Annotated in this window: 11 protein-coding genes and 1 pseudogene; 3 read left to right on the top strand and 9 right to left on the bottom strand. The window is 36.9% G+C overall.

The window, feature by feature from the left end; all coding sequences use genetic code 11:
• Positions 1 to 181: 181 nt before the first annotated feature.
• Positions 182 to 1,090: a DNA-methyltransferase gene (locus HMPREF2728_RS09965; protein ID WP_075227840.1), complete on the top strand. Its 909-nt coding sequence runs from the start codon at positions 182 to 184 to the stop codon at positions 1,088 to 1,090.
• Positions 1,091 to 1,302: 212 nt separating this feature from the next.
• Here the strand turns inward: HMPREF2728_RS09965 and HMPREF2728_RS09960 are convergent, their stop codons facing one another.
• Both HMPREF2728_RS09960 and HMPREF2728_RS09955 read right to left on the bottom strand, forming a co-directional pair.
• A complete protein-coding gene (locus tag HMPREF2728_RS09960) occupies positions 1,303 to 3,816 on the bottom strand; it encodes a Spaf_1101 family AAA-like ATPase (RefSeq protein ID WP_075227839.1) in 2,514 nt (837 codons plus the stop codon).
• A 114-nt stretch (positions 3,817 to 3,930) separates the two neighbouring features.
• Positions 3,931 to 4,143, bottom strand: a pseudogene (locus HMPREF2728_RS09955) (N-acetyltransferase); the annotation flags it as partial.
• Positions 4,144 to 4,264: 121 nt separating this feature from the next.
• On the opposite strand from HMPREF2728_RS09955, the gene HMPREF2728_RS09950 reads away from it, so the two are divergent.
• Positions 4,265 to 4,459 carry an integrase gene (locus tag HMPREF2728_RS09950; RefSeq protein WP_075227838.1) on the top strand — a complete coding sequence of 65 codons (195 nt, stop codon included), beginning with the start codon at positions 4,265 to 4,267 and terminating at the stop codon, positions 4,457 to 4,459.
• A 106-nt stretch (positions 4,460 to 4,565) separates the two neighbouring features.
• Here the strand turns inward: HMPREF2728_RS09950 and rpsI are convergent, their stop codons facing one another.
• From rpsI to pbp2b, 7 genes are all read right to left on the bottom strand, one after another.
• The gene (gene rpsI / locus HMPREF2728_RS09945; protein ID WP_075227837.1) at positions 4,566 to 4,958 is read right to left on the bottom strand and encodes a 30S ribosomal protein S9; all 393 of its coding nucleotides are present in this window, start codon (positions 4,956 to 4,958) and stop codon (positions 4,566 to 4,568) included.
• 18 nt (positions 4,959 to 4,976) lie between these two features.
• Positions 4,977 to 5,423 (bottom strand): 50S ribosomal protein L13, encoded by a 447-nt coding sequence (gene rplM / locus HMPREF2728_RS09940; RefSeq protein ID WP_001044622.1) that lies wholly within the window; start codon positions 5,421 to 5,423, stop codon positions 4,977 to 4,979.
• Between the two features lie 159 nt (positions 5,424 to 5,582).
• Positions 5,583 to 6,290 carry a YwaF family protein gene (locus HMPREF2728_RS09935; protein WP_075227836.1) on the bottom strand — a complete coding sequence of 236 codons (708 nt, stop codon included), beginning with the start codon at positions 6,288 to 6,290 and terminating at the stop codon, positions 5,583 to 5,585.
• A 146-nt stretch (positions 6,291 to 6,436) separates the two neighbouring features.
• Positions 6,437 to 7,807, bottom strand: a complete 1,371-nt coding sequence (gene murF, locus HMPREF2728_RS09930) for a UDP-N-acetylmuramoyl-tripeptide--D-alanyl-D-alanine ligase (protein ID WP_075227835.1) — start codon at positions 7,805 to 7,807, stop codon at positions 6,437 to 6,439.
• Between the two features lie 53 nt (positions 7,808 to 7,860).
• Positions 7,861 to 8,904, bottom strand: coding sequence for a D-alanine--D-alanine ligase (locus HMPREF2728_RS09925; RefSeq protein WP_075227834.1), 1,044 nt, complete (start codon positions 8,902 to 8,904; stop codon positions 7,861 to 7,863).
• 175 nt (positions 8,905 to 9,079) lie between these two features.
• Entirely contained in the window at positions 9,080 to 9,676 is a 597-nt protein-coding gene (recR, locus tag HMPREF2728_RS09920) for a recombination mediator RecR (protein ID WP_049548134.1), read from the bottom strand.
• 10 nt (positions 9,677 to 9,686) lie between these two features.
• On the bottom strand, positions 9,687 to 11,732 hold the full coding sequence (gene pbp2b / locus HMPREF2728_RS09915; protein WP_075227833.1) for a penicillin-binding protein PBP2B: 2,046 nt from the start codon (positions 11,730 to 11,732) through the stop codon (positions 9,687 to 9,689).
• A 189-nt stretch (positions 11,733 to 11,921) separates the two neighbouring features.
• Here pbp2b and HMPREF2728_RS09910 point away from each other — a divergent pair, with 189 nt between their 5' ends.
• Positions 11,922 to 12,767, top strand: a complete 846-nt coding sequence (locus HMPREF2728_RS09910) for a MurR/RpiR family transcriptional regulator (RefSeq protein ID WP_075227832.1) — start codon at positions 11,922 to 11,924, stop codon at positions 12,765 to 12,767.
• The last annotated feature ends 87 nt before the right edge of the window (positions 12,768 to 12,854 follow it).

Raw genomic sequence — 12,854 nt, 5'->3', positions numbered from 1 at the left:
ACCTCATTCAAATATATTTTTGAATGTATTCTAACATTAAACTTTGTAGATGTCAACTTAAAATCCACCAATTAATAATTGCATGTCAATATTTGTATTGTGAAACTAGTTTCAGAAATATATAGTCTTAAAGTATGTCCACTGCCAATGGTTTTTTCAATATTTAAGAGGAGATTTATAATTGAACAAGTTTAATCGTAATCTAAAATGTTTAAAACCTAGTAATTCTAAGGAAGATTTGTACCACGAATTTCATAACTCTGATTGGTTTAAAAAATACATGTTACAAAATTATCACCGTGGTTCACTGAAGGAAGCTAGTAAAATTGATAAAGCAACTATTTATTGTGGTAATGCACTCGATGTATTACACGTATTAAAAAATGATTCTATTTCCGCAATTGTTACTTCTCCTCCTTATTATAATGCAAAAGAATATTCAAATTGGCCCAATATATATTGCTTCCTATATGACATATATAATATAGCTCTTGAACTCTTCAGAACGTTAAAAGATGGAAGTTCAATGCTATTTAATATATTCGACTATTTTGATAACGAAAGAATTATTGCACAATCCGCAATGGGAAATAAAAGAATGATTCTTGGAGCTTATATGTTGGATATTTTTGAAAAAATTGGTTTTAGAATTGATGGAAATATCATTTGGGATAAAGGGGAAATCCAAGGAAACCGGAATTTTAATCAAGGAAATTTAGGCCCATATTATCAATCACCACTTAATTGTTGGGAACATATATTTATCCTTTCCAAAAATAAAACTTCTAATACTATAAAACTTCACTCGAATATAATACAACTACATCCAGTAGTCAAAATGGTAAAAGGAAAGAATATTTTGGGCCATACCGCTCCATATCCATCAAAAATCCCTAGTATGATTATTGAATATTTAAATAAAAACGATACTGTCTTAGATCCTTTCCTTGGCAGTGGAACTACTTGTGTTGTTGCTAATAGTTTTGGTGTGAATTCTATTGGTATTGAGTTAAACGAGAACTATTATACTTTATGTAAAAACATAATAAAAGAAAGCACCAATGAACAACTTAATTTATTTAATTTTTAGAGTAGTATACAAGCTATTCTATCTAAATTAGTATAATAGATCATTGCTCTAAATTTAGATATATCTTAGTAGTTCATTATAAAATTTAATATTAAAAAGAGCCTGGGACAAAATAGTTCTCAACCACAAAAAGCTAGAGATTTCCAATTGCGGAACTCTAGCTTTTTAATTTTGAGTCGTTCTCTTATTCTGAAAGTTATACACTAAACATTTTACAGTTTATTTATATCAATTACACGTTTATATATTTTCACCTTATGCTCAAACGATTCTTTGCCACCTTCAAGGTAGTTTACAATGTGTTTTTTTATTTTATCGTCACTTGGATATCCACTTTGTTCAACCCATCCATGTTCTCCATCCGATTCCATCAAAATAACTAAATCAGACATTGCATTTGTTACTATTGTTGCGTTGTGAGTGGCTATAATAATCTGACGTTTGTTTTTAACATCTCGTAATATCTGCACTAAATTATTGTATATATATCGTGAATCTAGATTATCTTCTGGTTGGTCTATAAGTAATGGTCGATTATCATTTGTGAATTCTGAATAGGCAAGAATAAAATCAAGCATGGCAACTACCTTCTGACCTAAACTTAAACGTGTTACCTCCTTAAAAATTATTTTCTTGTTTCCATCTGTCACTTTGGAGTTGATATTAAATTCAAGATATAAATTTTCACAATTATTATAAACATCCTCTAAATATAGCTGAATTAAATTAATATTAACTTTATTCCAGAGCTCAAAAATTTCATTCAATAACATATCGTCTGCTTCTTTTAGATATACATCATCATTCAACCTACTATTTTGGGCAAATTTTTTTATTGAATATTCACCCTTGAGGTTCCTATTATTCATTAAGTCTACAAAAGTCGCAAAACCACTTCTATCAAAAATCATTGAAAAATAATCGATGATTTCCCCACATGTTAAACGATATCCTTGAAACGAATTATCTAAATTTTTCCCCTCAGGGAAGAACCAAAAATAAAAATTTTCAGGTAATACAAATTTTTTTTGTTGACTATACAATATTTGTAGCTTCCCTGATTGATTATCATTGAATGGACTTATTAGTGATAATATTTTATTTTTTTGTTCTTCTAATCGCTTATCTTCATTCAGAATGAATTGGTCAATTTCGCCTGCTGAAGATATTTTACTAGAAACTTGATATTTTTTTATACTCTTTTTATCTTTAGCTATTACTTCATACAAATAATCACTTATTCTGTCATCACTAGCAATATTTACAAGTTGATTTACTGAATATCTATTATCAAACATTTGGTCTATTAAGCTTAATTTCTTTTGTTTGGAAACTTTACTAAGTTGACCACTCTCTTGAACTTCATATATTGATAAATATTGTTCTCTAATTTTCTCCGTTAAACGACTTTCATAATACCAATAACTTGATGTAGCTTTTGTTTTAACGTCAAAAGTGTCATATATGTCTTCCTCATTCTTCTGAGTAGGTAAATTTAACTCAACCAAATATTCTTTCTTTGACATCTCATACAAAATATATACCCTTGAGTGTTGAGAGAGAAATTCAAATTTTTGTTTCGTATCTGCTTTTTGAGACAATACAAATTGAATCAAATCTAAAATCGTACTTTTTCCAGTTCCTCTTCCTCCAATTAAACAATTTAGGGATTCCGAAAATTTAATAACAAATTCTGAATTATTCTTTAGCAGGTACGAGTTACTGAGAGTTGGTACATATATTCCACGTATAGCTTTCGCCTTGCTGATTTCTGGATTCATTAGTTCAATGGATACATCATATTCTGATAAAGCTTCTCGGAGCTGTTCATAGTTTCTTTTACTAAATTTTATCCACATCGGATTAATTGAATGTTCCTCGACACAATGTGAATCATTGTCAAGAATAAATGATGGTACATTCTTTTTTAAATATTTTGTAAGATAGCTATTGATATCATCTATTTTGGCAATATTTGATACGCCTATGAATCGAGCGTAAGCCTTAGAAAAAAGTTTTTTCTTGTAAGCATTTGAAAAATGCCCCTCTTTAAATACATCTGAACTATTCATATGAGCTATGTAGGCAAAACAATCTTTATAGATAAATTTCTCCAATACTTCCAAACTCGCCTTAAAAGATCCTTCCTTGATACTCATTAGATTAAAGTTAAGCCATTTTTGAATGAAACTAGCTTTACTGTTAGGAAAAGCTACCAGCACATGCACCTTATCTGCACAAGAAATTTCCACTCCGTTTATTACTTCAATATATTCTTTACATTTATTCTGAAATAAATCAGATACTAATTTAATAGCTGTCTTTAATTTTTCTATACCTGATATAGTATTATGATCCGAGACTACAACAACCGATATATTTTCATTGTAAAGACTTTGAGCAATAGTTAAAAAGGCAACTTGTTCTTTTTCGCTACTGAATCCATTCATAAAATAGTTTTCATATAAAACCTTTTCCCCTTTATCTATTTGAAGAAAGTCTTTTGGAAATATTTTTTGATTTCTAATCTCTTTAATATAGTCATCAATAGTTAAATTATTCCAATCATTCTCTGGCAAATCTTTCCATTTTTTAAATAATCTATAATCATGAGATTCTGGAGTATGTACATGAAACAATGTCTTACGGTAACTACCAAATTTATTTTTTTCGCCACGAATTGTCTTATATGCTCGTTCTGCTTCTAAGTTAATTTTTTTGCTCATCTATTTCCCTCCTTTAGCAGTTCTCAATATATCAATGACTTATCTAGAATATTTTTTTCTATTATTGCCTATTAACAAATTCAATATCATAGTTCACTTACAGGTCAGCAGATTCATAACACCTTGTGCATCTCTAATAAGATGCATATAGACATCATGATTCTCTTGTTCCCTTAACAATTCCCTTGTAATTTCTTTAAAACCTTCTAAGTCAAAATAGTGAGCTGGTCTAGGAGGTAAACTTCGCTCAAAATACTCTCTATTTTCTTTTTCAAAAGAATAAATATCTATGCTATTTTCTTCAGACATCAACTCTAAACTTATCATTGTAAACTATCTCCTATCATTCTCTAAACTCAAATTCACTCATGTTCACACAAAGTGACATTTACAGCATTTAAAGAGATATCTTAATTTTTTCATATCATATCTACATTATAACATACTTATGAAGAAAAATAATATCCATCAAGGACCTCATAAATTCCAACATCTTGCTAAACAAGCAGGTTTTTCTCTTGAGGCCATTTCAGAAGCACTTACTCATAGTGACATCCAAATAACGAAGACTTATGTCAATACTACTGAAAAAGTAAATCAAACAGCAGGAGAAATAGCCTTTAGAAGTCTCAAAAAGCAATAGGGTGAACTTGGGGTGAATTTTGGGGTGAACTTTAGTTTTTTGAACAAAAAAAGACATCCAAGAGAAAATTCTTGAATGTCTGTAAACGTTGATATAATCGTATTGATTAACGTTTTGAGAACTGGCTAGCTTTACGAGCTTTCTTAAGACCTGGTTTCTTACGTTCAACTTTACGTGAGTCACGTGTAAGAAATCCTGCGCGTTTCAATGAATCGCGGAAGTCTGGGTCTACTTGAAGAAGGGCACGAGCGATACCGTGACGGATAGCTCCTGATTGACCAGCGTATCCACCACCTACAACGTTAACGAAAACGTCGTATGAACCTACAGTTGAAGTAACTGCGAATGGTTGGTTGATTACAAGACGAAGGTCAGCGTGTGGGATGTACTCTTCAACATCTTTTTTGTTAACAGTGATTTTACCAGTTCCTGGAACAAGGCGAACGCGTGCAACAGCGTTTTTACGACGTCCAGTACCTGTATATTGTGCTTGTGACATACTTTATTGTTCCTTTCCTTAGATAAGTCCTGAAATATCAAGAACTTCTGGTTGTTGTGCAGCGTGAGTGTGCTCAGCTCCAACGAATACTTTCAATTTCATACCTTGAGCGCGGCCAAGAGTATTGTGTGGAAGCATACCTTTAACTGATTTCTCGATCAAACGTACTGCATTTTTAGAACGAAGTTCACCAGCAGAGATTGATTTCAATCCACCTGGGTGGTTTGAGTGAGTGTAGTAGATCTTATCAGATGCTTTTTTACCAGTCAATTTAACTTTTTCAGCATTGATAACGATTACGAAGTCACCTGTATCAGTGTGTGGTGTGAATGTTGGTTTGTTTTTTCCGCGAAGTACGCTAGCAACAACTGCTGAAAGGCGTCCAAGAGGTACATCAGTTGCGTCAACAACGTACCATTTGCGTTCTACTTGGCCTGGTTTAGCCATGAATGTAGTTTTGTTCATGATTTCTCCTATATGAATATCGTTTTTGTTTACAGGGCGGATGTTCCGGTCCGCGGGGTATTTGAAAGGTTCCGGGGCCTTACAAATGGGGTAAACAATACCGTCTACTATTGTATCAAAATTCTCAGATAAAAGTCAAGAGATTGGGAAAATATTTTTTTATTTCTGCCAGATTCTCAACCTTTTTTCTGCCCGCTCCTGAAGGATTGTCTGAAAAATTTTAGAGACTAAGTAAATAGCGCAAGTCAAGAATAGCGTTACCACTAGATAATTGATCAAACGACCGTGGTCTCCAACCAATGGTGGTCTTGTCAAAAATCCATAATCTCCACCTATTACTAAATTAACCACGAAAATCAAGGCATTGAGCGAAGACGTGATAATTAGGATTCGTTTGAAATCCAGTAAACTAGCATCGTAGTCCTTCAAGATATAAATCAAGGAATTTCCAAAGAGAGCTAAGTGTCCGAAAACAAAGGACAGGATGGCAATGTGGGGGAAGGGATAGGGATCTGGCACTGGATAAATAAAAGCTGCCAAAGTTCCAAAGGTTCCCAATACAGCAAAATACTGCTTGACTCTAGAGACACCCGGGGTCAAAAGCACTACAAACATAGCCAAACGGCAATGATAAAAGGGTAGACTTTCTGTTAAAGGCATCTGATTAACCAAATACCATCCGTAGAGCAGGATTAGCTGTACCGCCTGTAAAATCTGGAAAAATCGTTGACAGACTTTTTTCTCACCATAACGGTAGGCAAGAAATACAGTCAATGCTAATAAGGTAAATAGACTTCCATACCAAAGAAGGTCAAATTGGGGTGGCTCCGTCGGTTGCGTACTAAATAAAGCATCCCAAAAATTCATGTAACTTTCCTCATTTTCATATAAGCCAATCTCTTACTGATTTTTATAGAGCCTAGCTTACATTTATTTCTTATATTTTTGTGTTCCAAAGAAGCTAATCCTTCAAGACAAATTTACTCTTGAAAAATTTTTCTTATCGAAGAACATTAGTCTTCTTCTTGCAAATTTTCTACTAACTTGGCTAGATTCATAGAGTTGGAACCTTTAAGCAAGATTTGGTCATGTGCTCCAAGACTTTCCTTGACCTGCTTGACCATAGCTTCAAACTGGTCTTCTTCAGCAGTTTTCTTGAAGTAATAAACATGGCCGATTGGGAACATTTGACTGGCTAGTTGAGCCAAGTCAGCGATGTCTTCGCCATAGAAAATAACGGTATCAAGGACATCGGGTGTAATGCTCAAAATCATTTGATTATGGAGTTGAACAGACTGGTCTCCAAGTTCTTTCATGTCCGCCAGAACTGCGATTTTCTTACCACCTTCATTAGCTGGAATAGCAGAGAAAGTTTCTAAAATCAACTTCATAGCTGTTGGATTAGCATTGTAAACATCTGATAGGATATCTGCTCCATTGGCAGCTTTTTTCCACTCGGTACGATTGCGGGTCAATTCTAGATCCTGGAAGGCTTGACCAATCTGCTCCTCAGTCACTCCTTCTTGCAGGGCAACATAAGAAGCAATCATAGCATTAGTCGCATTGTACTTACCTGTTACTGGCAAGTCAAGAGCCTGCTCCAAGAAATTAGCCTTGAAGGTTAAGCTATCCTTACGCTCAGTTAAGTCTGTAATTTCGAGTTCTGCATCTGGACCAAAGCGAACCACTTTTTGCTCAGTAGGTAGATAATCCTCTACAATGGGATCAGCTGGCGCCAAAAGCAAGCCCCCTTTCTCCATACCATCAGCGATTTGCAATTTCCCTTTGGCAATCTCTGAACGGTCCTTAAAGAAGGCCAAATGAGCTTCTCCAACCAAGGTCACAATAGCTGTCTTTGGATGAGCCAATTCAGACAAAAGATGGATATCTCCCAAGTGATCCTGACCCATCTCCAAAACCAACTTTTCAGTAGCATCTGGCATATGAAGAACTGTATAAGGCAGCCCAATCTCGTTATTGTAATTTCCTTGCGTTTTGTAGGTTTTGTAGCTTGTAGAAAGCAAATGAGCCAACATATCCTTAGTCGTTGTCTTACCGTTCGAACCTGTAACGGCAAAGACATCGACACCTGTTTTTTGAAGATAGTAGGCTGCGAGAGCTTGAAAGGCTGTCAAAACATCATCTACTAAAATGTATGGATGATTTGCCACTTCCTTCTCTGACAGGGTTACAGCAGCACCATTTTCAAAAGCCGTCTCGATAAAATCATGACCGTCACGCGCTCCCTTGAGCGGAACAAATAAGTCCCCAGCTCCAATCAAGCGACTATCAAACTCTGCCTTGACTAACGGGTTATCCGCATAGCTTGTCACATCATTTTTTGCATCAACAACACGCGCAACTTCGTGAATCGTAAGTTTCATGTTTACTCCTTTAAAAAGGGGCAAGGAGTCCTTCCTCGCCCTTATGTCTGTCTTTACAATAGGTGCGCTTCACGCTTGTCAAAACTTTCCTTAGCAAGGTCAACCAAACGTTCGATTAATTCTGGATAAGAAATTCCCATATTGTCCCAAAGCAAGGGATACATAGACCATTGAGTGAAGCCTGGCATGGTATTTAACTCATTTAGGAAAACTTCTCCCTTATCTGTATAGAAGAAGTCACAACGCGACAATCCAAGTCCACCGATAGCACGGAAGGCAGTTTCGGCATTTTTACGCATAAGAGCTACCACTTCATCACTAATCTTGGCTGGGATATCCATGGTGATCTTGTTATCGATATACTTGGCATCATAGTCATAGAAGGCTACGTCTTTGACAACTTCACCAGGAAGAGTGCTCTTGACATCATAGTTCCCCAAGAGACCAACCTCGATTTCACGTGCATTTACACCCTGCTCCACCAATACACGACTATCGTACTTGAAGGCAAGCTCTAAAGCTTGGCGAAGTTCCTCTTTATTTTCAGACTTAGAAATACCAACACTAGAACCCATATTGGATGGTTTGGTAAAGACTGGGTAACTTAATTTTTCCTCAACTTCTGCAATCTTAGAAGCCAAGTCATCCCCTTCAACAATCGCTACGTAAGGAACTTGGGCAATCCCAGCAGACTCTAATACACGCTTGGTTGTAATCTTATCCATAGCAAGGCTTGAAGATAGGATGTTACAACCAACATAAGGCATTTTCAAGACTTCTAAGAAACCTTGAACGGAACCATCTTCTCCCATAGGTCCATGAAGAACTGGAAAGACTACTGCTCCTTCTTCGTAGATAGCACTTGGAGTAATTTTCTTGTTCCAGTCAATGCTATCGTTAGTCATGAGACGATCATCCTGACTTGGAGTTTGGGTAAATTCTTGTGTTTTGATAAAGTCTCCAGACTGGCTAATGAAGAAAGTTTTTACCATGAAGCGATCATAGTTAACCGCACGCATGACACTCTCAGCTGACAAGACAGACACTTCACGTTCTGCACTGCGTCCACCATATAATAGAATAATTGTTTGTTTCATATGATTGTCCTATTTCTACTAGAATACTCGCCTTTTAGTATATCACATTTGTCTATTTTTTTAAACTTGAATAGCACAAAACAAGAAAAGAGATTGGAAGAAAAATGGTCCAGTCTCTATGTTCTTAAATATTTTATACCTGCTAGCTAAGTATTTAGCGATTTAACCTCATAGACTAAAGCTCTGTACGATTTTCAATGGCCCTTAGGAGTGTTACTTCGTCCGCATACTCGATATCAGCTCCCACTGCTAGACCTCGTGCTAGACGAGTAACCTTAATCCCTGCAGGCTTAAGCAAACGAGAGAGATACATGGAGGTCGCTTCACCATCAGCAGTTGCATTGGTGGCTACGATGACCTCTGAAACCTCGCTATCCATGAGACGAGTCATGAGACTTTTAAGATTGATATCGTCAGGGCTAATGCCATTCATTGGTGAAATGAGGCCGTGCAAGACATGGTATAGTCCATGGTATTCTTGGATATTTTCCATAGCCGCTACATCTCGGCTATCCTCTAATACTAGGATAGTTGTCTGGTCACGACTAGGATCCGTACAGATAGAACATGGATCATCATCCGTTAAACGTCCGCAAATCGAACAATAGGTCAATTCTCGCTTAGCTGAAAGGAGATTTTTAGCAAATTCGTTGACGTCATCATCCGGCATTCCAATAGTATAAAAGGCTAGACGGGTTGCTGTCTTGATCCCAATACCCGGAAGTTTAGAATAACTGTCAATCAACTTAGCAATAGGTGTTGGATAAAGCATGGCTTCCTTTCTAATTCATTGGATGGTGTTGGTTGTATAGATTGATAATGTCGCGAGCAATTGCTGGCCCAACATTTTTGGTTAAATTGGTATTATGAGGAAAGACTACTGCAACTGCAATTTGAGGATTTTCTGTTGGAGCATAGGCCACGGCATTGGTATTATTAGCTTCTTTTTGACCACCAGCTACATAGCTTTCAGCTGTACCGGTTTTACCACTGATAGAAACAGTGGCACCATCTGAAAACGCCCGTCCTGTCGTTAGGGGACTAGTTCCATGCGATACTTGGTAAAATCCTTGGTGCAAGATTGCCATATCTGATTCAGAAATATTGACCTTGTTGATTTCCTTGGTATTTATTGCTTGGATTAATTCCCCAAGGCCACCCTTATCATTGTTGTCGTATATTCCCTCGACAATATGTGGAGCTAGACGAACACCATTGTTAGCAATAGTTGCAACGTACTGGGCTAATTGCATCGGTGTGTAGTTATCAAACTGGCCAAAAGCATTAGTTAAATAATTAGCCAAGTCAAATTTTTGGGGGATAAATCCTGTTGATTCCTCGGGCAAGTCAATACCTGTAGAAGCACCCAAACCATACTCACTAAAAGTCGCGCGTAGTTTTCCCATGGCAGACTCAAGTTGGTTGGTTTTGACTGTCATATTTGGTTGATAGGTCTGACCCATCATTCCTAGCGCAGTTTGAACCATGTAGGCATTAGATGAATATTCTAGAGCCTCAACGGCTGTAACCGGAAAGGAACCGTAATAAGGGGTATACCAGGAATTGATAGGGGCAGAACCTTGGAAGACGATTGGTTGGTCTGTCAAGGTTTGGTTGCCTGACAAGACTCCATTTTCCCAACCAGAACTGATGGTTGCCGCCTTAACGACAGACCCTGGTACAAAAACATTGGTCACTGTTCCTAGTGAGTCTGGTGTCAAGTCTCCTGTTTCTAGATTGTGTTTAATTCCTGACATTGCCAATACAGCACCTGTCTTAGGATTAAGGGCTACTGCATAAACACCTTCTGAGTATTTAGCACCACCATTTGTAAGTTCAGAATTAAAATAACTCTTCAAAAGGCTGTCTACGCTATCTTGGAAGGACAAATCAATGGTTAATTTGATGTTTTTCCCCTTGCTACCTTCTTCGATATTTTCTACGCTCTCCATGTCTCCGTGCTTATCCAAATGGATTTCCTTGACGGTCCGTTTCCCTTGCAAGACCTCTTCGTATTGCTTTTCAAGATAGGAAGTCCCGACTCGGTCATTGAGCGAATAGCCTTTTTTCAAATAAGTGTCTACTTCTTCTGCTGGAAGACCGGATTTTTCACTAGAAACAGTTCCGACAATAGATGAAAGAGACGTCTCTAAGATCTTTCGATCCCATGAGGTAGAGATAGAAATACCTGGCAATTCCTTAGACGCAGAAGCAATCACAGCTACCTGTGTATCGCTCAAAGGATCGGTTTGAATATTCCCAGTCGCAAAATTACCAACTGCATTGAGCTGGTTAAAAAGGTAGATAACCTTCTTTTCATCCTCTGAATAGTTCAGTTGATCAGAAGTGATACTCTCAGCAGCATTGTTATAAAGTTGAGCTTCGGACAGCTGATTGCCATCAGAATCAAAACGTTTATCCTTAGGAAGAGCCTCTACCGTTTTTTTATAGACAGCTGGGTCCGCTAGATAATAGTCAGCCATTTGACGTTGCGTCAAATCTGGTGAGGCAACTGTTACATACGTTAAGAGTTTAGTGGAAATATCCCTTAAATCAGTAGCTGTCATCTTATTGCTTCGTGTGAAAGCCACTACTTGTTTGACGGTATTTTCTACCAAGGGTTTTCCAGCCGCGTCATAGATTTCTCCTCGAGCAGAGCCCGTTGTTACCCTAGTTTGGCTAGCAGATGCTAGCTTAGTTTCATAAAAATCCTTGTTCAAAACTTGCATATAGAGCAAGCGACCAATGATAGTCATGAAAAGCAAAATAACGATTGCAAACAACAAATTAAGCCGAGTTGGTATCGAATGGCTATTAAATTTTCTCATACAAAACAGTCTCATTTCTAATCAAAATCTTACTCTTCATTGTACCATAATTTAAAGAGAAAATTATGGAAAAAGAAAAGACTTTTCCTTTTTATCCAAAAAACAAAGCAACTGTGGTATAATTAAAGTAAGCGCTATTTTATAGATTTCATTGATAAAAATTTTAACAAATAACTACAAGGGAGTCCCATGAACAAGCAAGACATCTCTACGATTATTGATCTTCACTTTGAAGAAATGACCGATTTAGAGCAAGAGATTGCCCGCTATTTTTTGCAGGCAGATACCATTCATGATGACTTGTCTTCTCAACAGGTCACTCAAAAACTTCATATTTCTCAGGCCGCTCTCACTCGTTTTGCCAAAAAATGTGGCTTTACGGGTTATCGAGAGTTCATATTCAAATACCTACAACAAATTGACAACCTTTCAGTCCCACAGCAGGATATGAACCCCTTGACTCAAAGAGTCTTGAGAAGTTATACAAATATCCGAGAGATGTCTCAAGAGTTGATTGATGATGACCAACTAGAGCGCATCGCTCATATGATTGATCAATCAGAACGCGTCTATTTTTTCGGAACAGGCAGTTCTGGCCTCGTTGCCCGTGAGATGAAATTGCGTTTTATGAGACTAGGTGTCGTTTGTGAGGCTTTAACAGATCCAGATGGATTCGCCTGGACGACCAGTATCATCGATGAAAAATGTTTGGTCTTTGGTTTCTCCCTTTCTGGGACAACTCCATCCATCATTGACAGTCTACTAGACGCTCAAGATATGGGGGCTAAAACTGTTCTTTTTACGAGTACACCTAGCAAGGAAACTCAGGCCTTCACAGAAACTGTATTGGTAGCAAGCCAGAGTCAGGCTTCCTATATCCAACGCATTTCTGCCCAACTTCCTATGTTGATTTTAATCGATCTACTCTATGCTTATTTCTTAGAAATTGATCGTGAGAGTAAAGAAAAAATCTTTAACAGTTATTGGGAAAATAAAAAACTAAACGGCTATCGTAGACATAGAAGGTCTAGATAAGTCTTCATCCCTTTCAAGTGAATAATCATATGAGTAACCAGCGATTAAAGTCGCTGGTTTTTATACTCTTCAAAAATCTCTTCAAAC

Origin of the sequence: Streptococcus sp. HMSC061D10 (assembly GCF_001808865.1) — a bacterium.
GTDB lineage: Bacteria > Bacillota > Bacilli > Lactobacillales > Streptococcaceae > Streptococcus.
This window is presented reverse-complemented; position numbering and strand designations above follow the sequence as displayed.

Excerpts from the sequence above, each read along its gene's own strand:
- HMPREF2728_RS09960 (WP_075227839.1), bottom strand. The coding sequence starts at position 3,816 with ATGAGCAAAAAAATTAACTTAGAAGCAGAACGAGCATATAAGACAATT.
- HMPREF2728_RS09950 (WP_075227838.1), top strand. The coding sequence starts at position 4,265 with ATGAAGAAAAATAATATCCATCAAGGACCTCATAAATTCCAACATCTT.
- rpsI (WP_075227837.1), bottom strand. The coding sequence starts at position 4,958 with ATGTCACAAGCACAATATACAGGTACTGGACGTCGTAAAAACGCTGTT.
- rplM (WP_001044622.1), bottom strand. The coding sequence starts at position 5,423 with ATGAACAAAACTACATTCATGGCTAAACCAGGCCAAGTAGAACGCAAA.
- HMPREF2728_RS09935 (WP_075227836.1), bottom strand. The coding sequence starts at position 6,290 with ATGAATTTTTGGGATGCTTTATTTAGTACGCAACCGACGGAGCCACCC.
- murF (WP_075227835.1), bottom strand. The coding sequence starts at position 7,807 with ATGAAACTTACGATTCACGAAGTTGCGCGTGTTGTTGATGCAAAAAAT.
- HMPREF2728_RS09925 (WP_075227834.1), bottom strand. The coding sequence starts at position 8,904 with ATGAAACAAACAATTATTCTATTATATGGTGGACGCAGTGCAGAACGT.
- recR (WP_049548134.1), bottom strand. The coding sequence starts at position 9,676 with ATGCTTTATCCAACACCTATTGCTAAGTTGATTGACAGTTATTCTAAA.
- pbp2b (WP_075227833.1), bottom strand. The coding sequence starts at position 11,732 with ATGAGAAAATTTAATAGCCATTCGATACCAACTCGGCTTAATTTGTTG.
- HMPREF2728_RS09910 (WP_075227832.1), top strand. The coding sequence starts at position 11,922 with ATGAACAAGCAAGACATCTCTACGATTATTGATCTTCACTTTGAAGAA.